22 protein-coding genes are annotated in these 23,524 nt (G+C 43.6%); 17 read left to right on the top strand and 5 right to left on the bottom strand.

Annotation, left to right across the window (positions count from 1 at the left end):
* Positions 1–7 precede the first annotated feature (7 nt).
* The 5 genes from D9T12_RS00725 (at position 8) to D9T12_RS00705 (ending at position 5,574) form a co-directional block, all read left to right on the top strand.
* The gene (locus D9T12_RS00725) at positions 8–1,633 is read left to right on the top strand and encodes an MbnP family copper-binding protein (RefSeq protein WP_130536374.1); all 1,626 of its coding nucleotides are present in this window, start codon (positions 8–10) and stop codon (positions 1,631–1,633) included.
* A 14-nt stretch (positions 1,634–1,647) separates the two neighbouring features.
* Positions 1,648–2,886 carry a methanobactin export MATE transporter MbnM gene (locus D9T12_RS00720; RefSeq protein ID WP_130536373.1) on the top strand — a complete coding sequence of 413 codons (1,239 nt, stop codon included), beginning with the start codon at positions 1,648–1,650 and terminating at the stop codon, positions 2,884–2,886.
* Positions 2,879–4,060 carry a methanobactin export MATE transporter MbnM gene (locus D9T12_RS00715; RefSeq protein ID WP_130536372.1) on the top strand — a complete coding sequence of 394 codons (1,182 nt, stop codon included), beginning with the start codon at positions 2,879–2,881 and terminating at the stop codon, positions 4,058–4,060. The genes D9T12_RS00720 and D9T12_RS00715 overlap by 8 nt, the downstream gene beginning before the upstream one ends.
* Positions 4,029–5,261 (top strand): hypothetical protein, encoded by a 1,233-nt coding sequence (locus D9T12_RS00710; RefSeq protein WP_130536371.1) that lies wholly within the window; start codon positions 4,029–4,031, stop codon positions 5,259–5,261. Before D9T12_RS00715 ends, D9T12_RS00710 begins: the two co-directional genes overlap by 32 nt.
* Before the next feature lie 130 nt (positions 5,262–5,391).
* Positions 5,392–5,574: a hypothetical protein gene (locus D9T12_RS00705; RefSeq protein WP_130536370.1), complete on the top strand. Its 183-nt coding sequence runs from the start codon at positions 5,392–5,394 to the stop codon at positions 5,572–5,574.
* Positions 5,575–5,801: 227 nt separating this feature from the next.
* Here D9T12_RS00705 and D9T12_RS00700 read toward each other — a convergent pair whose 3' ends face one another.
* Positions 5,802–6,428, bottom strand: coding sequence for a response regulator transcription factor (locus tag D9T12_RS00700; RefSeq protein WP_130536369.1), 627 nt, complete (start codon positions 6,426–6,428; stop codon positions 5,802–5,804).
* Positions 6,416–7,822, bottom strand: coding sequence for a sensor histidine kinase (locus D9T12_RS00695; RefSeq protein ID WP_130536368.1), 1,407 nt, complete (start codon positions 7,820–7,822; stop codon positions 6,416–6,418). The genes D9T12_RS00700 and D9T12_RS00695 overlap by 13 nt, the downstream gene beginning before the upstream one ends.
* Positions 7,823–8,123: 301 nt before the next feature.
* On the opposite strand from D9T12_RS00695, the gene D9T12_RS00690 reads away from it, so the two are divergent.
* From D9T12_RS00690 to D9T12_RS00680, 3 genes are read left to right on the top strand one after another with little or no spacing between them, the layout of a single operon-like run.
* The gene (locus D9T12_RS00690; RefSeq protein WP_206199112.1) at positions 8,124–9,527 is read left to right on the top strand and encodes a cytochrome c; all 1,404 of its coding nucleotides are present in this window, start codon (positions 8,124–8,126) and stop codon (positions 9,525–9,527) included.
* Positions 9,527–10,759, top strand: coding sequence for a hypothetical protein (locus D9T12_RS00685; RefSeq protein ID WP_206199111.1), 1,233 nt, complete (start codon positions 9,527–9,529; stop codon positions 10,757–10,759). Before D9T12_RS00690 ends, D9T12_RS00685 begins: the two co-directional genes overlap by 1 nt.
* Before the next feature lie 25 nt (positions 10,760–10,784).
* Complete coding sequence (locus D9T12_RS00680; protein ID WP_206199110.1) at positions 10,785–11,111, top strand: c-type cytochrome; 327 nt, start codon at positions 10,785–10,787, stop codon at positions 11,109–11,111.
* 184 nt (positions 11,112–11,295) lie between these two features.
* Here the strand turns inward: D9T12_RS00680 and D9T12_RS00675 are convergent, their stop codons facing one another.
* Positions 11,296–12,087, bottom strand: a complete 792-nt coding sequence (locus tag D9T12_RS00675) for a methyltransferase domain-containing protein (RefSeq protein ID WP_130536367.1) — start codon at positions 12,085–12,087, stop codon at positions 11,296–11,298.
* A 346-nt stretch (positions 12,088–12,433) separates the two neighbouring features.
* Here D9T12_RS00675 and D9T12_RS00670 point away from each other — a divergent pair, with 346 nt between their 5' ends.
* The 3 genes from D9T12_RS00670 (at position 12,434) to D9T12_RS00660 (ending at position 14,115) form a co-directional block, all read left to right on the top strand.
* Entirely contained in the window at positions 12,434–13,258 is an 825-nt protein-coding gene (locus tag D9T12_RS00670) for a DUF2189 domain-containing protein (protein ID WP_130536366.1), read from the top strand.
* Positions 13,259–13,398: 140 nt separating this feature from the next.
* Positions 13,399–13,752, top strand: a complete 354-nt coding sequence (locus tag D9T12_RS00665; RefSeq protein WP_130536365.1) for a putative quinol monooxygenase — start codon at positions 13,399–13,401, stop codon at positions 13,750–13,752.
* A gap of 171 nt (positions 13,753–13,923) precedes the next feature.
* Positions 13,924–14,115 (top strand): hypothetical protein, encoded by a 192-nt coding sequence (locus tag D9T12_RS00660; protein ID WP_130536364.1) that lies wholly within the window; start codon positions 13,924–13,926, stop codon positions 14,113–14,115.
* Between the two features lie 125 nt (positions 14,116–14,240).
* Here the strand turns inward: D9T12_RS00660 and D9T12_RS00655 are convergent, their stop codons facing one another.
* Positions 14,241–15,155: an alpha/beta hydrolase gene (locus D9T12_RS00655; protein ID WP_130536363.1), complete on the bottom strand. Its 915-nt coding sequence runs from the start codon at positions 15,153–15,155 to the stop codon at positions 14,241–14,243.
* Positions 15,156–15,281: 126 nt separating this feature from the next.
* Positions 15,282–15,716, bottom strand: coding sequence for a DUF423 domain-containing protein (locus D9T12_RS00650; RefSeq protein ID WP_130536362.1), 435 nt, complete (start codon positions 15,714–15,716; stop codon positions 15,282–15,284).
* 262 nt (positions 15,717–15,978) lie between these two features.
* Here D9T12_RS00650 and D9T12_RS00645 point away from each other — a divergent pair, with 262 nt between their 5' ends.
* From D9T12_RS00645 to D9T12_RS00620, 6 genes are read left to right on the top strand one after another with little or no spacing between them, the layout of a single operon-like run.
* Positions 15,979–16,956, top strand: coding sequence for an AAA family ATPase (locus D9T12_RS00645; protein ID WP_130536361.1), 978 nt, complete (start codon positions 15,979–15,981; stop codon positions 16,954–16,956).
* Positions 16,957–16,977: 21 nt separating this feature from the next.
* A complete protein-coding gene (locus D9T12_RS00640; RefSeq protein WP_130536360.1) occupies positions 16,978–17,991 on the top strand; it encodes a DUF58 domain-containing protein in 1,014 nt (337 codons plus the stop codon).
* Position 17,992: 1 nt separating this feature from the next.
* Positions 17,993–18,550, top strand: coding sequence for a DUF4381 domain-containing protein (locus tag D9T12_RS00635; protein ID WP_130536359.1), 558 nt, complete (start codon positions 17,993–17,995; stop codon positions 18,548–18,550).
* Positions 18,550–19,548 carry a vWA domain-containing protein gene (locus D9T12_RS00630; protein WP_240693202.1) on the top strand — a complete coding sequence of 333 codons (999 nt, stop codon included), beginning with the start codon at positions 18,550–18,552 and terminating at the stop codon, positions 19,546–19,548. The genes D9T12_RS00635 and D9T12_RS00630 overlap by 1 nt, the downstream gene beginning before the upstream one ends.
* A gap of 5 nt (positions 19,549–19,553) precedes the next feature.
* A complete protein-coding gene (locus tag D9T12_RS00625) occupies positions 19,554–21,821 on the top strand; it encodes a VWA domain-containing protein (RefSeq protein ID WP_130536357.1) in 2,268 nt (755 codons plus the stop codon).
* Between the two features lie 4 nt (positions 21,822–21,825).
* Positions 21,826–23,484, top strand: coding sequence for a BatD family protein (locus tag D9T12_RS00620; protein ID WP_165395015.1), 1,659 nt, complete (start codon positions 21,826–21,828; stop codon positions 23,482–23,484).
* Positions 23,485–23,524: the final 40 nt, after the last annotated feature.

The raw sequence follows: 23,524 nt of genomic DNA, 5'->3' as shown, positions 1-23,524 counted from the left end.
TTGAGTGATGAAACATACATTGAGATTTGCGCTGAGTGCTTTGAGCATTGGTTTGCTTTCCGCCTGCGGTGGAGGTAGTTCGGAAACATCATCTAACACAAATACGACGAGTGTTTCAGGTCAAGTCGCTGATGGTTATCTACAAGGCGCGACGGTCTGTTTAGATTTGAATCTTAACAGCGTATGCGATGTTAATGAACCCAGTGCGGTGACCGGTGAAAATGGCCGCTACACCTTAGACGATGTGAATCTTGATGATGCAGACAGTTTGCCGATATTGGTCGAAGTACCGGAGACAGCGATTGATGAGGATACCATGTCAGCAGTCGGCCAAGCTTATATGCTAAGTGCTCCGGCGGGGATACATGCGTTTGTCAGTCCTCTAACCACCATGTTGCAACAGCAGATGCAAAACAGCGGTGAAGACATGGCGACGGCAATGCAATCTATCCAGCAGCAACTGAATTTAACGGTTGATTTAACCCAAGACTACATTGCGATGGCACAAACTACTACCGGCGATGCTCAGCTTGAGTATCAAGCGGCACACAGTGCGGCTCAGGCAATGGTGCGTAATATGCAAGCCAACTTAGCTTCGTTGGGCGCAATTGCCGCCGAGCAAAAAGCCGCAGTGATGCAGCAGTTGGTGACGATGGCACGACAAACCGTTGCCGCGAGTCAAACCATGCTGGACGGAAATTATGGAATTGAAACGCCTAACACGCTAGAGGCGACCGTAGCATCGGTTGTAAATAGTACCGGTGCGGCGACTCAAGCGGTCAATGTTCAGTTTGATTTGATGCATAACGGTGCTTCGGTTCGTTGTGGAGAAGCGATCAACCTTATCAATACCGACAACCAAGTTGATCCGAGTGATTCTCAAGATACGACTGGTCAGTTAGTGGATGCACGATTCTTTGTCAGTAACCTGATGTTAACAAAGGCCGACGGTTCCGCGACTCCAGTCTATTTGACCCCAAATGCCAACCAGTACCAAAACGTTGCCTTGTTGGATTTTGGCTATAACACAGCTTCTAGTGGGGTTGAATGTACAACGACCTACAATATGAACATCAACGGTATGGTTGCCCCAGGACAATACACTGGTGTGCAAATGACTGTTGGTGTGCCGATTCGCAGCGCGGATTTGGCGACAAAATTAAACCATACAGACCGCACCTTTGATGCAGACCGCGCCGCCATTACGGCTTCTGGTATGAATTGGTCGTGGCAAGGTGGACGTAAGTTTGTGAAAGTTGAGTTTATGCCTAATGATCCAATTGAAAAACCAGACGGTTCAACGACACCAAAATGGAATGTGCATATCGGTTCAACCGGTTGCATCGGTGATCCGACCATTGCCGGTAATGAGACGACCTGTACGAATGCTAACCGTTTGGATTTGAATTTTTCCGAGTTTGACTCGCAAACACAGAAAGTCGCGTTTGACGTAGGCACTTTGTTTGCCAAGTCGGATGTGACTTATGAAGGCGGCGGTGCAGTCGGCTGTATGTCCGCCACCAACGATCCGGAGTGTCCAGCTATTTTCCAGCAGTTTGGTTTGAGCCTAGAAAAAGGTCAATCCTTAACGGGTGACCAAGCGCAATCCGTATTTAGCGTTATCGCTAAATAAGTCTGATCGCCCCTATGATTAGACGAGTTTTAAGCTTCAAAAACTCAGCCGCCTTATGGGCGGTTTTTCCGTTTTTCATGCTTGGCGGTTGTTCTGATGCAAATTCTGTAGATTCCGCCAAACCGTCCTTGCCTGTTGCAGAGACCTGGGACTGGTCTGCGTATTTACCGATGGGTTTTCCTGAACCGTTTGTTCCTGCAGATAATCCGATGTCAGAAGCCAAATTCCAGTTGGGTCGGCATCTTTTTTACGACAAGCGCCTTTCCGGCAACGGCACGCAAGCCTGCGCATCTTGCCATTTTCAACATTTGGCATTTAGCGACGGGCGCTCCAAAGCGGTCGGTTCCACCGGCGAACTGACTGCGCGAAGTGCGCAAAGCTTGGTGAATGTTGCCTATTACGCCAGTTTAACTTGGGCAAACCCAGCGCTGTCGTCCCTAGAGCGTCAAGCGATGGTGCCCCTATTTGTGGAAGATGTCGGAGTAGAAATGGGGGTGAACGAGAACAATAAAACGCAAGTCTTGGCTCGTTTGCAGGAGGACGCCTATTATGTGCAGGCGTTTCCCTCAGTTTTTCCTGATTATCCACAGGCGATTAATTTCGATACGGTGGTAAAGGCTTTAGCAGCATTCCAACGCGGTCTGTTGTCGGTTAACAGCAAGTTTGATCGAGTCGAGCGCGGCGAGGAGCTGTTTAGTCCAACCGAGCAACGCGGCAAGCAATTGTTTTACGGTAAAGCACAGTGCGTTCAGTGCCACAGCGGTTTTCACTTTAGCAACCATAGTTTTAATGCCAACAGCCATCGAGTGAAGCGCAGTTATCACAATACCGGTTTATATAACCTAGACGGACAAGGCGCTTATCCCGAGCATCAGCAAGGATTGATTGAAGTCATGCCGCAAAAATCCAATATGGGTAAATTCCGCGTGCCGACTTTGCGTAATATCGCCTTAACCGCGCCCTATATGCATGACGGTTCGGTGGCCACTTTAGAAGAAGTGATTGCCCATTATACCGCCGGTGGACGGGAAATTAGCGCTGGTAAACTCGCCGGAGATGGTCGAGAAAACCCATTTAAAGACCCATTATTGAACCGCATTGACCTGACTGCAGCAGAACAGCAAGATTTGCTGGCCTTTTTACATACCTTAACCGATCCGACGATTGCCACGAATGCACGCTTTAGCAACCCTTTTCAGACCGAGACGACGCACCTTGACTTCACTTCATCAAAAGCAGATTTTTATGAGTAAATTTTCATTTAAAGCGATTTTTGCTTCCCCGATGGCTTTTTTGGCGCTAAGCATTCCGCTCATGCAGGGTTGTGTAGGCGGTGGTACCGAGGTAACCGATACCGATGTCGCGACAGCCGAATGGCGTTGGGAGCTGCCGCCGAATTTTCCGACCCCGGCAGTTCCCGAGGATAATCCGATGAGTGAGGCTAAGTTTCAGCTTGGTCGTCACCTGTTTTACGATAAGCGGCTCTCCGGTAATCAGACTTTTTCCTGCGCCAGTTGCCATCACCAAGATAAGGCTTTTACCGACGGCAAGGCCTTTTCTATCGGCTCGACTGGCGATGTTTTAACCCGAAATTCACCTTCGTTGGTGAACAGCGCATACCACAGTACCTATACTTGGGTTGACCCAAATTTAATGACTCTCGAAGCACAAATGTTAACGCCACTGTTTGCAACCAAAACGGTAGAAATGGGTATTAACGATACTAATCGTGAAGAAGTTTTGTTGCGTTTTCGTCAAGACGAAGACTATCAACGGATGTTTACCACCGCCTTTCCCGGGGCCGGAGATGCGATTGACTTTGAATTGATAATTAAGGCAATCGCGACTTTTCAACGGGCGTTATTAACCGGGCATTCTAAGTTTGAGCAATATCAGCAGGGTATTGTTCGACTGTCGCCTTCGGAGGATAGAGGGAGGGTGTTGTTTAATTCCGAGCAAGCAGAGTGTTTCCACTGTCATGGCAGTTTTAACTTCAACGACCAAGTAACTTTTGCCGGCTCTCGAGTTGAACCCAATTTTTTCCATAACACTGGTCTTTATAACATCGGCGATCATGGTGATTTTCCGCCCGATAATCAGGGGTTATTTGCATTTACCGAGCTAGAAACCGATAAAGGATTGTTTCGTGCGCAGAGCTTATGGAATGTAGGGGTGACTGCGCCTTATATGCATGACGGCTCGATTGCTACCTTGGAAGAGGTTTTGGATTTTTATGCCGACGGAGGCCGAAATATCACCGAGGGTGAGTACGCAGGCGATGGTCGCAAGAACCCTTACAAGAGTGATTTGATTGGTTTGATTAATTTAAGTGAGCAAGACAAAGCCGATTTAGTCGCTTTTTTACGCACCTTAACTGACGAGAGATTATTAAGCGATGAACGTTTTTCCAACCCTTTTGCCGAGTAGTTCTACCCTACCACTGACATTGATGGCTAGCCTGTGTATCGGCACTAGCGCATTCGCCGATGGTACGCATGAGCATCATCACCCTTCGAAAACTGGTTTTCATCTTGATTTTGGTATCGGTTTGCAGTGGGTGACCGCAGATAAGCCTTGGCCGATCGCGCGCTTGCCAGGTGTATTGGAAGCCGGCAGCGAACGTGAAGATGAGCGCACCTTACGTTTTTCCTATATTGAGCTCGGTGCCAGTTATGTGTTTAATCCGCAGGCAAAAGCGGTGTTTAACATTGCCAAGCACGATTTAAGATTAAAACCGGAAATCGAGGCGGCTTATGTTGAGTATCAAGGCATCGACTTAAAAGATTTTCGCTTGGATGTTCAATTAGGACGCCAGCAAGTTCCGATTGGACTTTTAAACCAGCAAGAAAAACACGCTTGGTTGATGGGGGTTGCGCCGATTGCAATGCGAGCGGTGCTCAATGACTCTTGGCGTAGTGACGGTATAAATCTGCATTTTGACAGTGATTCACCTTGGTATTTCGGCGTAGGTGCATGGGCAAACCGTTTTGTACCGGGCGGAGAGATTCCGCAAACCGCCATAAATACTTATACGGCAAAGCTCGGATGGCAAGGGCGGCAAGGGGCATTGGCGAGCCAATATGAAATCGGTTATGCCAATTTGGATGTGCTGGGTCGAGCCCTTTCAACCATAGGCGCGGAACGTCATACTCACAGTTTACCCTCCTGTGAAACGATTGATGAAAACCGGGTTTGTTTTGCCGGAGAAGTGCATTTAGTAACAGGCTCTGCCAAATGGAAACGAGGAGATTACTGGCTAAGTAGTGAGGTTTTCTACAAAAAAGAGCAAGGGGAGCTTGACAGCTTTTATGGTGTACCGGATTATCAAAGCGAATATTTTGGCTCTTGGTTAGATTTTGGCTGGCAGATCAACTCGCGTTTGTCGACATTGTTACGTCTGCAATATAACCAAACCAATCACCAGATCAACGGAACCAACGCACAATTGATTTCTGAGCAAGCGAAAATTATAGACTCGGACAATCCTCTAAGCGCTATCGGCGTTGCCTTCGCTTATCAAGCAGGTAAAGCACATTTTGTTTCTGCAGAAACCCATGTTGAAAAAATGGATGATTATCAAAACCGAGTTTTATTGGTACGTTACCACTTAAATTACAACATTTTATAAGGAATCTCTGATCGAACCACTCGATATCAAGTAGAAACATACAAAGTCACTGTTATTAGGAATTTGATTGATGCAACACTAACTGCCGCATTAATTTCCACCAAGAACGCTGAAGGAAAACAGGTTCTTGATGAAGCAGAAATCAATCAACTGCACGAACTACTTCGAGAAAGTGATGAAGTGGTTGTTGGGGGATGCGAGCTATAACAGTGACAGCTACAAACGGGGCGCAAGCGCCTTTGCGATGCACTGGAAAGTCAAAGACAAGCGTAAACCCAAACATGACAACTTAAGTGGAAAACAACGTAAGTGAAACAATCAAATGTATGAGCACGAGTTGAACACCTATTTCGCATGATCAAATGTCAGTTCGGTTATCGCAAGGTTGGCTATAAGTGATTAATCTCTCTAAAAACAGGATATTGAAGTAAAAAGTAAGGGTGTATTTTTGAATACACGCCTAAAACTGAGAAAGAATCTGCAATAGGCGCCATTTCAGTTAATACTTTTGCTTCAGTCAGAGGTTCTTTAATGTTGTAGTTATTTGAGACTTGGTCGCTTTTGTAATTTTCTCTGTAAGGTGCGCCGGTGCATATTCAAGGCTTTTGCCGTGGCACTAATATTGCCCTCATGTTCTGCTAAAACTTTCTGAATGTGCTCCCATTCCATGCGTTTGACTGACATGGCTTGAAATTCAGGCACTTCAGTCTGCTTGGTTGGCGCAGTGCCTTGACTCTGAGAGGTGTTTGAGGTTTTATGAGGTTCTTCAGGTGGTTGTGCTTTAGCATGCATAGCTGCGACAGGAGTGAAAGTATTGAGTTTAGTTAAAATCTCTGTCACTGAAGCAGGTTTGCATAAATAGTCAATCGCGCCCAAGCGCATGGCTTCTACCGCTGTGGTAATGCTGGCATAGCCTGTGAGAATCAGAGCTTGGCAATCGGGCTGGTGGGTCAGTAAGTCTTGTAAAACGTTTAACCCACTTTGGCCATCTATGTTTAAATCCAAAATCGCATACTCAATGGGCTGAGACGTGTAAATCTTCTTAGCTTGCTCAGGAGACTCCCCTAAAACCGTTTGACATTTCTGCTGCTTAAGTGCATTACCAAGAATTCTTAGAAAAGTCGCATCATCATCGACCACTAAAATGGACGTGTCTAGTTTTCGCATTGGTTAGTTTCCTCAGAGACAATGATATTGGAAAATTGAATCTCGATGTACAAGCCGCATGGGTTTAGAACCGGTGAGGCGCTGTTTGAAGCGTCTAAGTCGTTTTGGCTTTCAATATGGTTTTCAATAGGAATTTGCTGAGAATCATAGTTTTTGAACGTAATCTTTCCCTGAAATCGCTGCACAATCATTCGCGTTAAAAATATTCCCATTCCCAGACCATAACTGGATTTAACAGGTTCTTTTCCTAAATAATCCAGTTGTTCGGGCGGTATTCCGCCACCTTGATCGCGCACAATTAAAACCAGCTGCGTATAGCGCTTGTTACCATGATTGGCTTTCGGTAAGACTTGCCAATCTAGCCCTATAAAATGAGGACTGTGGCGTGCGGCATTGTCCAGCAAGTTCATCAGTGCCAGTTTCAAACTTGGATCAGCAAGGATGCAACCTTGGGCAAGGTTGACATTTTCAGGAGTTAACTTTAGAGAGCTTTGTGGGTTGAGTAGTGCAAATTCTTGTTTCAATTCTTTGAGAAAACGCGAAAAAGGAATGCTTTGCGCAGTTTTTTTATTCGCGTAGTCAGCACGAATTTGCAAGTTTTGTAGTGCTTGAGTACAGACATTCAATTGTTCTTGCATGGTTTTTAAATAATCTCGGCCAGTTACACTGTGAACTTCTTGTTTTAGTAAATCTTGTAGCAGTGTCAGTGTATTTAAGGGGGTACTCAATTGATGTGCTGAAGCTGAGGCAATACTAGCCACTGAAAGAAGGTATTCGCTTTCGAGTGCATTACGTTGATGTTGTTGCAATATGCTCTGTTGTTTATCTAATCGCATTTTCATGGGCAGAATAAAAAGTGCTAAAAATAACACTAGCAACATAAAAACCAGCATAGAACCGTGTAAATGCCACGCGAAAAAAGCTTGTAAGCTATGTACTTTCAAGGACATTATCGGTACGTAGTAAAAATTTAATACGAGGTATAAGAGCCCTGAAAAGACCGCTAAAATCATAAAATACGGTGAAGGAAGTAGTAACATTCCAAGAGCTAGCGGTAGCAATAACAGGTGAATCAGGGGATTTATCGTGCCGCCGGTTTCATATAGTAAAGCGCTATTCAACAACATTACCCACATCAGTAATAACATCCAGAGCCAGCTATCTCGCCGACCTTCTTGTTTTGGTTTTTTGCTATTGGTTTTGCTTAGAAATAGGCTTACTAAAAGTGTTAATAAAAGTGTTGAAAACCAAAACAATACCCAGCCGATTGAAAACTGCATTTTCAAATGCCCGATAAACCAACCTAGCGTAACTGTCCAGATAAGACCTAAGAACATAAGCATGCTGGAGTAGTAACGAAGGTGTTCTCGTTGTGGGAGGGGGAATTTGAGCATAGCTTGCCGTTTATGTGGTTTGTGGGTGAAAGTACTTTTTTGCGACTTTTTTGCAAATTAATATTACTTAAAAATTCATGAAAATGATTATATGAATTAAACAGATTCATATTTTCTAAATAATTAATTCAAGTTTTCTTCATTAATTCTGCGGCATTTTGCCACATGTGACATTTTGCCGCATATTTGACCTGTTTTTTTGTTCTATGATTTTTCGCGAGCTGAAAAAGTTCAATAAAAACAACTAGATATAAGTTCATTTTATATCAATAAGAAAAATCTTATATAGGAGTAAAAAAGCATGTTAGAAACCCTTGGGCTTTATCCAAGTTGGTATGTGCCGGTGATCGGTTCCGCTTGGGTAATGGGGATAATCGGTACCATCCATGTGCTCTCATCGCACACATCGGTTGGTGCCTCTTGGCTGTTTGCCTTACTGGAAACCAAAGCGGTTCGGGAAAATAAACCAGAGCTGATGGAATACATCAAAAAGTACGGTGTTTTCTTATTAGTGTTTTCCTACATTATCGGTTCGATTACCGGGCCGGGTATTTGGTACGCCATTACCGTTGCTTCACCCAAAGGTGTGGGTGGCTTAATTCATAACTTTGTTTGGGTTTGGGCGGCTGAATGGGTCTATTTTACTGTGGAAGTGATCGGTGTTTATGCACTGGTTTATTTGATTGGCAAGGTCGATCCGAAAACGCATTTAAAATTAACGTGGGTTTTTGCATTGGCTTCATGGGCGACCATGTTGCTGATTGTTGGCATTTTGTCTTTCATGATGTGGCCGGGTAATGATTCTTGGTATCAAACGGGGTCTACCATGGATGCGTTTTTTAACCTAAACTTTTTTGCGCATTTAGGGCTGAGAACCGCCTTTATGTTTGCGATTGCCGGTGCTGTGGGCGGTATTTTGGCATCCACAATGAAAAACGAAGCGGTTCGTATTGAAATCACACGTTTCCTTTCTAAGATGGGGTTGGCAGGCGTTTTCTTAGGGATGATTATGTGGATGTGGTACATCCAAACGCTACCTGAAAATGCCAAAATTATTATGCAGACCCAGCTACCAGGCTATATCGCCCCAACATTATTTGCGGTATTGGGGGCAACTATTCTGTATTTTGCCCTAACCGCTTGGAAGCCGCTCTATCTAAAACAAAGCTTTGCTTGGGCAATGACAGCGGTAATCGCGATTGCCGGTCTATGGCCGGAAGAGCGTTCGCGTGAGTCAATTCGTAAACCTTATGTCGCAGGGCAATATGTTTACTCCAATCAGCTTATTTCTCGTGATGTGCCGGGGAAACAGATTGAATCGAACTTACCAATGGTGGCGCAGAAAGGCATTCTGGCAACTCATCCCTTTGTGCCGGAAGAATTAAAAAACTACACCGATGCCAATCGTTTGCAAGCAGGCGAGTTTGTCGCTAAGGCAATGTGTGCGAACTGTCATAGTATGGAAGATACAGGGTTACGACCAATGGTCAAAAAGCTGCATGGTTCGACCGATGTGGCGCAAATTAAAGCTTATTTGGGCGGCGCGCTTTATCACGGTCTGGTGCCTTATATGCCGCGGATTCCATTACCGGAACATGAGCAGCAGTTGGTTGCCGAATATCTTGCTTCTTTATCCAAAGAGAATACGCAAACAGCGAGTACCAAGTTTGGTTCAGACTATATTGTTGCCAAAGGAGAACAGTAATGGAAATGGATTCTCATAGCATTGCCACCACTTTGCAGGTGTTACGTGATCCGGCTGGGATTCCGGCGCATCCGGTGGTGTTTCAATTTTTAATGGTGCTGACATGGGTCAGTCATATTTTATTCGTCAATATCACTTTGGGCAGTGCCGGTATAGCACTTTACGGCTTTAGCAAACGTGATAATCCATTTTGGCAAAGACTGTCGATAGGCATGACCAAGGCGGCCAAAGTCAGCGTTAGTATGCTGATTGTATTAGGCGTCGCGCCGTTACTGTTTACACAGGTCATTTATGATCCGCTGTGGTATGTCTCCAATATTCTATCGGCCTCTTGGGCGATTGGCTTTATCTTTACCTTGATTCTTGGCTATTCGGCTTGGTTTATTTTCTACTACAAAAATAAACCGAATGCGGGTGGCGGTGTAGTTTGGTGGGGCTATTTTGGCTTAGCTATGTTGCTGCTGGATGGTTTTATTATGCACGTGCTTTCATATCAATCTTTGCTTCCTGAGCAGTGGATGGATTGGTACGCGCCAAACGGACAAGTTGATATGAGCGGCAGCGCCTTACACGCTTGGCAACTGAGTCGTTTTCTCTTCTTTATGGCAATGAGCGTGACCGTAGTCGGTATCTTTTTACAAGCTTATGCGCACTATTACAAGGTGCGTGAAGACTACTCACTGGAATACAGTCTGTTTGTTAAAGGTGTTGGAGATAAGGTCGCACTGGTCGGGATTATTCTGCAAATTCTCACCTTTACTTGGTGGATATTGGATATGCCCCACGACATGCTCACTTGGCTAAATCCGATGACATGGTTGTTATTTGCTTTTATGGTGGGATTTGCGGCAATGCTTTTCTATGGTAAAGGCGATACGAAAACCGGCTATAAAACCTTGATGATGGCCATCATCATGGGGCTACTGATCGCGATTTTCCGCGAAGTACTTCGTGTGCAATATATGCTGCCGTTTGACTACACCATTATGGACTACAAAGTGATGGAAGATATTCCGAGTACCATCTTGTTCTTCCTGACTTTACTTGGTGTCGGTGGCTTGGTTGGCGGATTCTTCTTAACCGCACTCTATAAAGCCGGGCGCACCAAAGGCATGTACACCGCCTCGCTGCAAGTGGCTAAATTAGCCGATTCCGCAGTCGCAGTCATGATTGCTTGGATTGCCGTTTTCTTCCTCGTCGGCATCTGGACATGGTTGCGCCACGCACTGTAAATAAATTGAAAATAAAGGAATGAATATGAACCGAATGAACTTACGTTTATCGAGTGTTGTTTTAGGTGCGGGAGTCTATGCCGCCTTAGCTGTCGGGCAAGTTGCCAATGCGGCAGACATTCAAATGGGAAAAGAAAAAGCCAAAATGTGTTTTTCCTGTCATGGTGAAAATGGCCAAGCGATTTTGCCAACCTACCCAAATCTAAATGGTCAAAGTGCACAATACTTGGAAATTGCACTCAAAGCCTACAAAAACGGTAGTCGTAACGATCTAATGATGGCACCTATGGCAAAAGTTTTAAGCGATCAAGATATTGCCAATATTAGCGCCTATTTTGGTTCGCTGAAATAAGCACTTTCCAAAAGCAATAAAAAACGCCGCAGAGAACATCTTTGCGGCGTTTTTGTTTTTCGAGGGATAAAAAATTACATCATTGGGTAGATTGAAGCGAGTTTTTCAAACTGCTCGGCGGTGAGAATTTTTTGCATATTGTCACGGCAGTCGATCTTTTTGCTAGCAATTTTCATACGCAGGTCTATGGTTTTTTGGCCAAAATATGAATATAACGCGCCATATTACGATAGGTCGGCTCTCGGCAATAACGATATTCCAAGTCTAACAGCTCATCAATACTACTTTGTTCTATCACTTCTGGGGTCATGTAATCATGAAACACTCGAATACCTGTATGAACCTGAATTTCGAAACCCCATTCTTCTAACCACGAACAGACCTCTTCCGGAATTTGCGGATTTGGCGGCGTGAGTTTTTTACCTTTGCCCAAATACTCATCATTCATTAAATAAGGCAGACGCCAGCCGCCTTTTAACGTATTACGGATCACGACCGAATTTCGATTGTAAAACAGTAGCGAAAAGTAACCGGCCGGTGACACTTTATCGGCTACAGCCTTTAATGTCTGTTTAGGCTCTGCCAACCATTCTAAAACCGCATGAAACAAGACCAAGTCAAACGATTCTAACGTCTCAGCAACCTCTTGGGCAGCCCCTTCAATAAACCGGCCGGTAAGGTTTTGACGGGCAAAATTTTCACGTGCACGAATCAACATCTGATGAGATAAATCACACAAAGTCACATCGTGCCCAACTTGAGCGAACCATTGACTGATTTGCGCAAACCCACAACCTGCATCCCAAATACTCATTTGCGATTGGTTTCTTAAGGTTTCCAAATCTTCTTTCAGCAACTTCAGGCGCCACTCACCCTTAACAGTGTCATAGACTTTTTTTTCAAACTTATCCACTAATTTATCGAAATTTCTATCTTGGACAACTTTGCCTTGGGCGTTTTTAATTTGATCTGCCATTCCTATTTCCACTGATTTACAGCCCTTCAAACCATCCGTTTTACTCAAGCCCATAAAATATTATTAGATTCTTATATTAATTTTATAAATCAATTACTTACGTAATTTTAATTAGCGTTTCCGGTATCAAATAAGGTATAAATAAAACTCGAAAAGATTTTTTTAACCTAATTTGCTGAAATTTTCAGCCGTTTACAAAGGATTATTCTTTATAAAAAGTAGAGTAGATTTTTTCATTTTCAGGCAGATTTGAGGCACGACCAACAAATAATCTCTTTTGATTCGTTGGCTTAAACGTTCAATCTCGCCTTTTGTCATTACCGAAGTTTTCGAACAGGAGGAAATTATGACAAGCACTTATTCTTCACCCGCGATTCACGATCATGTCACTGAAAAAGGTGAACATATCGTATCAAAAGACGTTCAGTTTTCACATATTGGGCACTGGCTGAAAAAAGGCTGGATGGACATGGCACATGCGCCACTTGCATCTTTCTTCTACGGCAGCATTATGGCTTTTTCAGTATTACTGGTATTCAATAGTTTTCAAGAACAACCCATTATGATGTTTAAGGTCGCGACCTTCTTTGTCATGCTATCTCCGTTTCTCGCGACTGGGCTCTATGCTGTTTCCATCCAATTGCACAAAGGAGAAAAACCGCATTTATTAAAATCAATGGTTTCATGGCGGCATAACCTGACTGAGTTTGCTTTATTTGCTCTAGCACTCGGTATCATTATTGCCATTTGGAGTCGTGTGGTTCCGTTAATCGCCGCAATTGTTAATTCAAGTTCACTACTCATCGTTGATCCGAACGCCGGCATTATGAGCTTTTTAACATCGGATGTTGGTCTAACATTTATGACCTATTTCATGATTTCCGGTGCAGCAGTTTCTGCGGTAGTGTTTGCATTAAGTGTTGTCACTATTCCATTGCTACTTAGAGACCGAAATATTGGTGTGATTCAAGCGATGATTCTGAGTTTTAAAGTTGTGATGCACAACAAAGCGGTTATGGCCGTTTGGGCATTGATTATCGGGGCGTTGATCTCTATTGGGATTGTTACTTTCGGTATAGCAATGTTGGTGATTATGCCGTTACTTGGATACGCCTCATGGCACGCATTTAATGATTTGATTGAAATCGATCCTAAAACTGAAATTAAATAGCTAACAACCCTCTCCTAAGTTGTTACCGGCCGGTCAAATTGACCGGCTTTTTTATTTCCTAGCTCATCAACTCTTACATGCCACTTCTCAAGTCACACTCTGAATGGTAATCTAACGACCATTGAAATGAGGAGAATTCCATGTCAAAGAGAGTTTATTGCGTTGCAGAATTTTTACCTAAAGAAGGAAAGTTTGATTCCCTTTTCCAGCGTCTTCAAGCCTTAGAACCAAACACACTTCGAGAAGATGGTTGTATTCAATACCGCGTTACCCGCCAAATTCAAAGCCCCTTTGCCGAAGGCAAAGGCTTTCCGATTGTGTTTAATGAAATCTGGGAAGATATGGATGCATTTGAAGCGCATTGCCAACGACAAGAAATTGTTAATTTCTTCCAAACCGTCTGTTTGGCTGACGATGGGCTTGCCGCTGAGTGGAATGTCCGCGTATTTAGTGACGAACCCAATCACTACGACGCACCTAAAACAATAAAATAAATCACTAAATAACTAATTCCATCCTTTTTAAAGGCCTTAAAATTCCTTTTTGGAATAAAACTTGCACTATTTTCTACGTTTTTACACGTAGAAGGTGCAAATTATGCTCAATTCGATTCCCACCCCACATGCAGCTTTAAACACTACGGCAACCTCTGACACTTCTTTTAGATGACTCGCAACGACTTAAATCTCATTAGTCGTGAAGCAATCATTACCGGCAATGAAAAAATTGGCATTTCCAGAGAACAAACACTCGCGCAGTTTAAAGCCATTGACCAACAACATAGACAATCCTTAGAAAACTTTTTCTACGACTGGATGAATGGGACTCGTACCCTAGAAGATGATTGGGGAAGTTAACTCAACACTGAATAAGTCAACACAAGCAGGCATAAAAAAACGCCAACTAAAAAACATTCAGTTGGCGTTTATCAGACTAGGTAATTGGTTTCACGTGAAACCTATATCTTCATTAACTCAATGAATTACTCCGCGACAAATTCAGCTATCGCTGCCGCTAAATCTTCATTGGCAAAGTCTAAAAAGAAGTGGTCGGCATCTTCAATCGTAACCGCACTGACTTTACCGCTTGCCACCAAAGGTTCAACCGCCTCTGCTAATTCTGCAACGACATCATCATCCGAACCAATAGCAACCAATGTTGGTTTTTTCGCCGATTTTAGCAACTCAACGGTGTGATAGCCTGACTGGTCTTGATAGTAAGACACAACCGCATCGGCAGTCGCCTGAGCATCTTTGCAGTAAATGAAATCAATCCCATTGATCATTGACTGACCTTCACCTTTTTTCTGCATCTCTTGAGCCTTTGCTAAAAATTCAGCCGGTTTCGGCCCTTCAAATGCAGGAGCAATTAAAACCACCTTTTCAAATGCATCCGAATCATTTTCAGACACAAACCAAGCGGTTTGATTTCCACCCCGAGAATGGCCTGCTAAAGTAACTTGGTTTGCACCTTGTTTTTGTAGCCAGTCGAGCCAAACGCCGATTTCTTGCAAAGCATCGGTATGTCGATGCTTGTGTGGCACGGCACAATCATATTCACCCTGACGGTTATCAACACCCAAAGATAAGTTTATTGCCAAAGAACTGACGCCCAGCGCTGCTAAGTTTTTTTGCAAAGCCGCATAAGTCGAGCGCTCCATATGCGTCAGAGTCCCGTGTGTCAGCAACACCATGTCATCTTGCATCGTTTTGCCGTCCGCCATCATCAAATTCGCTCTGACAGATAAGTTGGTTCCATTCTGTTCAATGGTTTGCTTAATTTCTTTAACTTCTGCGGCCTGAACTGCTGCACTACCTAAAATCAGAGAACCTGCGACAAAAGCACTCGCTACAGAACTGACACACCATTTGTGAAAACTAAAAGGGTTTAATTGCATTTTTTTGTTCCTTAATTACCATCGAAAAGTCGATTCTTTTGCATTTGAACATGCAAAGCAAATCATTAATTTTTTTATTCAATAAATAAAACTTATCAAGAAGCATAAAAATTCGTTTATGAGCACCTATTTCATTATTTCTTTTTCTTTGTTTTGATTGATCTCAGAACTCACCCCCAAAGCTAGCTGAAGCCAAGCGGCTAAAAATAACAAACCTCCTAGCGGAGTCAAAAAAACCAAACTATGAATGTCCGTTAAACACCAGGCAAATAAACTGCCACTAAACAATGAAACCCCAGCTAAAAAACTCCAATTTACTCTTTGCCAATGGGAAATTTGCTTAGGAAACAATCGAAACAAAAAACTTACCATGAACATTGCTAATCCATGAATGAACAAATAATCAACACCTTTTTCCCAAACACTGAGTTGCTTTAACGAAAAACTTTTTTCAAGCCCATGCGCACCAAAGGCTCCAAACGCAACGGCTAAAAACAGTAAGACAGCGCTAACCCTAATCCACTGCAAGGCTTGAGTCTTAAATTGTTGTTCAGTGTTCATATCACTTCCTAATTCATTCGTTCGAATATCATCGTTTTTTGGTGAGTTTCATTGATTCATTATTAAATAAAATTTAACGGGTTGATCAAAACCATTCATCTGACTTTTTCAGACTATTTTCCACAAGATAAGCAAAAATAAAACTTGAGTAATCTTGGAATTACTCTACACATTGTCTTGAATGCATGCACTAACTCCAAACCCTGACGTATAATGCACGACAAGTATTACTGGTAACTCTCAAGCATACACAGGTAGCAGCGTGGCAAAAGATTCTGAAGATTCACTTTTACACAAATTCAAAGCATTACAAACCGCCATCAATAAACAAATTCTTGGACAACCGCAACTGGTTGAACGAATGTTATTGGTCTTGTTAGCTAATGGTCATATTTTGGTTGAAGGACCTCCAGGTCTTGCAAAAACCAAAGCCATTAAAACCTTGGCAGAACTAATCGAAGGGTCTTTCCACCGCATCCAATTCACACCAGACTTGTTGCCTTCAGATATTACCGGCACCGACATTTACCGACCAGAAACCGGTGAATTCACCTTTCAATCTGGGCCTATTTTTCATAATTTATTGTTGGCGGATGAAATCAACCGTGCACCAGCCAAAGTTCAGGCCGCTCTGCTTGAAGCTATGGCAGAGGGTCAAGTGAGTGTCGGACAACGCAGTTTGCCAATGGAACCCTTGTTTATGGTTATGGCAACGCAAAACCCTCTGGAACAAGAAGGCACCTATCCGCTTCCTGAAGCTCAGTTAGACCGTTTTATGCTGCATGTCAGTGTCGACTACCCACAAGCCGAACATGAAAAGCAAATCCTTGAACTTGTCGAATGTGAAGCGATTTCTGCCCCTCCTTTAGCTCACCCAACCTTAAGCCAAGACGATCTGTTTTCCGCCAGAAAATCGGTGCTATCTTTACATCTAGCCGATGCCATTAAGGACTATATGGTGCAACTGGTAGTTGCCACCAGACAACCAGAAAACTATGATCCAGAATTGGCCAAACTCATTGCGGTCGGAGTCAGTCCTCGCGCAACGATTGCCTTATCTGCCTGCGCTAAAGCTCATGCATGGATTGCTGGTCAAGAGTTCGTCACGCCTGACAATGTGCAAGCAGTGATTCATGACGTATTCCGTCATCGACTGATTTTAAACTTTGAAGCCGATGCACAGGGGATTGATGCCGACCAAATCACGGATCGAATTCTGCAGCTGGTTCCTGTTACCTAGCGAATACTTTGAGATTCGAACATGTGGAAACTCTTCTCAAGCGCCAATTCCCCCAAGCATTCAACCTCTGAAAAGACTGAGGATCGGTCATCTGATGCAAACGGGAAAACTCCTGAGACTTCTAAAGCACAACTTTATACAGAACTCATTGACTTAGTAGAGTTGAGATATTTGCTCAAACAGAGAAAACTCAATCAGCAACAGCAATTGCTAGCATCAAATTTGGGTAATCACCATGCAACACGAAAAGGTCGTGGCATGACCTTTAGTGAGGTCCGTCAATATCAACCTGGCGATGACATTCGCCATATCGACTGGCGCGTCACTGCACGAACTCAGAAGACCCACACCAAAGTATTTGTCGAGGAGCATGAACGCCCAACCTTTTTGGTCACAGAACAGACACCCGCACTTTTTTTTGGCTCTAAAGTTCGGCTGAAAACCTCTCAAGCCATGAATCTTGCCGCAGCACTAGCATGGTGTTCACTCAACCAAAATGAACGTGTTGGCGGCATTGGTTTTAATCATCAACAAACCATTTGGGTATCACCGAAACGATCACAAAAGTCAGTGCTAAATTATTTACAGCAAACCCTCAACTTGCAGCACAAACTTTACCGGCCGGCAACGAATCAAGCGCACCATTGGCCGAAAACGCTTCAGCAACTTGCGAAAACTGCCCGACCAGGTGCAAAAATCTTTTTAATTGGCGACATGATGAATATGGTGCAAACTGCAATGCCCAGTTTACAAATGCTCAAACATCATTTGGATATTGTGGCACTTCATCTAGTCGATCCTTTAGAAAAACAGTTACCTGAATTAGGTTGGTTAAGCCTGTCTCGCACCTTTGGAGACGACCCGGTTCATCTAGACAGTTTTCGTCGCCAAACCCAAAAAAAATATCAACAAGCTTATGAAACGTCATGGCTTATGACAAAAGAACTGTTGAATCAGCAACAAATCCCACTGTTTGAAATTAACAACCAACAAGATGTCATTGCTCAGTTAGTGGCGCACCGGATTATTATTTAAGATGATGGCTCGATTATTCACACTGCTAAACTTCTTCATCCTAGCCGGCATTTCTCCGAATCTTTGGGCCGCTGAAAACCAGCTTTCCCCACAGGCAATGCAGGCTTTGGAGCAACTGAACGACATTGCACTCCCCGACCCAATTGGTTGGTGGCCTTTAGCTTTCTCATGGTGGATTCTGCTCCTGAGTGTGACGTCTATTCTAATTGGGATTACCTGGTATTTCCTCGACCTTAAACGACGTAACGTCTATCGCAAACAAGCACAGGACCAACTCTCGGAAATTATGCAGAATGATGAAATAGATGCACATAAAATTCAGCAGATAAATCGATTATTAAAACAAGTCGCTTTAACCGCCTATGGTCGACAAAGAGTCGCTTCACTCAAGCAAGACGAATGGGTCAAATTTTTAGCCGAAAATGCCAACTACATTCAGCAACCCAAAAGTCTCAACCAATTTTTGCTACTTGGCTACAGCAACCAAAAGAATCTCAAAGAAGAATTAACAACGTGCCATGACTATGCACGTAAATGGATAAAAGGACATCACCAATAATGCAGTGGCTGTCGCAACTTCAACACCTAGATTTTATCTGGCCATGGATGCTTGCCATCTTGCCGTTGCCATGGTTAATCCGCTTAATGATTAAAACCCAAACTCAACAGGTTTCTCCTCTTCTTGCCCCCGTGATTTTGTCGAGGGTCGAGTCTCAGATTGAGAATGAGCCTCTTTTTGAGGCAAAAAAAAGCCAATATCGCATTCCATTCGGGTTTATTGTTCTTTGGATATTATTGGTGTTTGCCGCCATGCGTCCTGTTTGGTTTTTGGATGAAACACCTTTTCAAGTCAGTGGCAAAGAGATGATGCTTGCAGTGGATTTATCAGGCAGTATGCGAAAAGCCGATATGAGACTAGGTGGACGCGAGGTAGATCGATTAAGCGCAGTGAAAGCGGTGATTGCCGACTTTATCAGCCGTCGTCAAGGGGATCGCATGGGATTAGTTGTTTTCGGCAGCCAAGCTTTTTTGCAAAGCCCCTTAAGCTACGACTTAAAAACCGTGCAAAATTTACTCTATGAAAGTGAAATCGGCATGGCTGGTAATAATACCGCTATTGGAGATGCCATTGGCTTAACCCTGAAACACCTAAAGCAACAAAACCAGACGCATGCTGTTTTAATTTTATTAACCGACGGGTCAAACACCGGCGGAGTAAGCCCAATAGAAGCTGCCAAATTAGCACTACAGATGAATGTCAAAATTTACACGATTGGAGTTGGACAGCCCAGCTCCGGTCTATTTGGGTTAAGTCGAAGCGATATGGATGAAGCAACCTTAAGCAAAATCGCAGAATTAACCGGTGGGCAATTTTTTCGTGCCAATAACACCGCTGAACTAGAACTTATCTACCAACAAATCGATCAGTTAGAAGCGGTTGAACACCAAGTGTTTAGTTACCGTTTGCGCAGTGAACTTTACATTTGGCCATTAGGAACGGCTTTATTACTGAGTTTTTGGCTCGCATTTCGTCTCATTCGTCGAGCAGGAGGGTAACACGAATGTTAGCGACAGAAATCGGACTAGAATGGTTACGCCCTTGGTGGCTTCTGGCATTTATTCCTGTGGCCATTTTGGTGTGGATGGCATGGCAAACCAAGGCAAAGCAAGGAGCTTGGCATACAGTCATTGATCCCAAGTTTCAAAGCTTGCTTCTAGGTGAAGGAAATAACCAACAATTCACTCTCACTCACAAATTGAGCTTGATGAGCCTTGCCGTGATTTGGAGTTTGCTCACTCTAATTCTAGCCGGGCCAACCTTTAAAGCGGTCGAGATCCCTGCACAAAAAAGTCAGCAAGGCACGGTTATCGTATTGGATTTATCTTTATCCATGTTAGCAGATGATCTAGCGCCCAACCGCTTAACGCAAGTCAAATACAAACTCACCGACTTAATAAAAGCCAATCCTCAAGAATCCATCGGCATGGTCGCTTATGCAGGAACCGCACACACCATCACGCCGATTTCGGAGGACAACCAAACACTTCTCACACTATTACCTTCGCTGAACCCTCTCATCATGCCTGAATATGGCTCCAACCCAATTCTTGGGTTAGAAAAAGCCAACGAATTATTTACGGGAGCACACATTACAGAAGGCCATATTCTATGGATTACTGACGATATTGAAGAAAACCAGTTAACCGCTGTTTACGACTTTTTTCAAAAAAATAACTATAGTTTGAGTATTTTGACAGCTGGAACAGAAGCAGGCGGTTTGATTCAAATTCCGAACTACGGTGTACTTAAAGATGACAACGATTCGGTTGTCTTGGCAGGTCTCCCAGCGGAGCGTTTACTCAAACTCAGTCAATCCTTACAAGCCCCTATCGAAGCTCTAAGAATTGAAAACAATCAATTTGACAAGCTACTAAGCCAAACGCCTAAAGGGGCAACGACGGACAACCAAGATGAATCGAAGCTTGAAAAAAAACCAGTCCTTTATCCGCTTGATCAAGGCAGTGCATTGCTGATTTTATTAGTACCTTTAATTGCCCTGATCTATCGCCGAGGCTGGCTATTTAGCTTTTTAGTCATTGGTTTTTTACCGCTTGCCAGCTACAGCCCTCAGAGCTTTGCAGAATCGGATAAATCAAAATGGTTCGAGCAATGGGATGAATTAGGCAGTATGTTTCAAACGCATGACCAACAAGCTTTTAAAGCATGGAACAAACAAAACTACGCCGCAGCCGAAGCGCTGTTTGAAACACCACAATGGCAAGCCAGTGCTCTATATCGCTTAGGCCGATATGAAGAAGCCGCCAAATTATTTGCGCGAGACAAAACCCCAAAAGGCTTCTATAACTACGGCAATGCTTTGGCAAAATCCGGTCACTTAAAAGGCGCACAAAAAGCCTATCAAAATGCTTTAAGAATCCAGCCTGATTTTGCAGAGGCACAAAAAAACTTAGCGATTGTTGAAAAGCTTTTAGAAGCACAAAACACGCCTGAAACGGACAAGAAATCCGGTGACCAACAACAAGGTCAGGATTCCTCCTCCAATGAAACACAATCAAATCAGTCAGAGTCTGAACGTTCACAGCAAAGCTCAGACAACCGCTCAGATGATGAACAAAACAACACCCAAAGAAGCCAGCCCAATACCAACAATGGGGATTCGAACAATTCCGGTAGCCAAAACAATGCGGCATCGGCGAATACTTCACCGGCCGGTAAAAATTCACAATCACAAGCCAGCCATTTACAAGATTCTCTAACCGATGCAATCGACCAAAAATTAAACGCCCAGCGTCAAAAAGATAACGACCCAAATAACGACAAACAGGCTGAAGATTCCAGCACTCAGCAAGCTAGCAACCAAAGTGAACCAGAAACACAAAATAACCCAGAAGATGCGCAAGGTTCAATGGTGGGTAATTCGAATAACTCTGAATCTGATACTGAAAACTCAACGGGTAAAACAAATATTGGCAATCCCGATGCGAATACAGAAACCTCCGACAATGAAAACATTGACCAAACCCAACTGGTCGAAGAAGATTCCAATGAGACACTTGATGGCGAGCAACCTGCAACAGCAAATAACCTACCCAATCAATTGTCACCGGCCGGTAAACAATCTGAAAACAACAAAGCCGGAAACGAACAAGCGCCAGAACTGGAAACACAATTGGCAACCGATAATTGGATTCAACAAATTCCCGACTCTCCGAGCTTGTTCTTAAAACGAAAATTTGAATATCAGTACAATCAGCGTCAAACCAACCGTCCAGCTGATGAAACCTCACAACCTGCGAAGACCTGGTAGAACCATGAAACAAAATCGCTTAGAAAACCTCATACATTCAACGCTCATTTCGATTTGGTTAATGGCTTTTTCCGGCCTGTTTAACCATGCGAATGCTGACAGCTTAACACTCTCCACAGAGCGCCAAACGGTTGAAGAGGGCGATATTATTTCGCTGTATGTCAATGCCGATTTTCAAACGCTTGGCAACACACTGAATTACGAAACGCTTCGAAAGGACTTTGAGGTGCTGAGTCGCCAACGCAGTAATTTCTATGAAGTCACCAATGGTCAACAGAAAGCTCGCACTCGCTGGCATTTGCGACTACTGCCGAAAAAAACCGGCGAACTTGTTATTCCGCCGATTTTATTAGGAGATATTAAAAGTGAGCCCTATAAACTGGTTGTCACCGAAAGCAAACCTCAACCGGCCGGTGGAACACCAGCGTATTTTCTGCAAGTTGAACTCAATCAAGAACAGGTTTACCTGCAACAAGAAACGCTTTATACCTTGCGTTTCTATCATCAAGGTAAATTGGTCGCACCTAGCAACATCCGTCCACCCAGTTTCAGTAACGCCTTAGTCGATAACCTGAAAGAAGAAAACATCTACGACAAAGTAATTGATGGCAACTACTACACCGTCTATGAATGGGTGTATGTCTTCTATCCGCAAGCAAGTGGTGAGATGGAAATTCAAGCGCCTGAATTTAATGGTGTGGTTTATCTAAATAGCAAACAAAAAGCGATTCGCGAATCTGCAAAAAACCTCAAGCTAAAGGTTCTGCCGGTTCCTGATAACTTCCCAGAACCCAACAACTGGATGCCAGCGAAATCGGTTTTCCTTAAACAAGAATGGAAAAATCTTCCTGAAAAAATTCGGGTTGGCGACAGTTTAACTCGTGTGATTACTTTGCAGGTATTCGGATTAAAAGCCAATCAACTACCTGCCATTTCAACACCGGCCGGTAAAGGTTACAAAATCTACAAACAGCAACCTCTGACTCAAGAAGAGAAGCTCAACGATGGCATCATTAGTCAAGTGGAGATTATCCAAACCATTGTGCCGACCGAAACCGGAAAACTGGAACTTCCCGAACAGGAGATTTACTGGTGGAACACACATAATAATCATTTAGAAACGCTGTACTTAGACAGTCGAAGTTTTAATATCGAACCGGGAATGCAGCCGCCAGACTTCAGCCGTGCAGATGACGTTCAAGCAGATGTTGTTTCAGTTGCGCCACCCCTTAAAGTCGCCAACTCTAGCGCTAGTGATTTCTGGATGTGGTTGAGTTTTGCACTTGGAGCGCTGTGGTTGATCACTCTTAGCTTGTGGTATAGAACGTACAAACAGACTAAACACACGGTTCAAACGACTGAAAACACCGAGACCCTTGCCAAAGTAACTGCTGTTAACTGGTGTGAGAAACCGGCCGGTGAATTTTATCAAGCACTTCGAGAACATGCCCAAAAACAGCTGCAAATTTCATTGTCAGATTTACCGCTCGATAGCGAAACTAAATCCTTATTGATTTCCCTAGAGCAACACTTGTACTATCAAGGGGAATGGTCAAATGTGCAACAAAACCAACTTTGTCAAGCCATTAAAAATCTACAACCGGTTGTCGAGAAACAAAGAAGCACTCGCAAAACACAGTTGCAAGCGCTTTATAAAAACTAGAACTAACCAAAAACTTGGTTTTGGTTTTGGTTGGGCTTGA

The organism is Thiomicrorhabdus indica (genome assembly GCF_004293625.1).
Classification (GTDB): domain Bacteria; phylum Pseudomonadota; class Gammaproteobacteria; order Thiomicrospirales; family Thiomicrospiraceae; genus Thiomicrorhabdus; species Thiomicrorhabdus indica.
The sequence above is the reverse complement of the archived record's forward strand: the minus strand, read 5'-3'. Positions and strand labels throughout refer to the sequence as shown.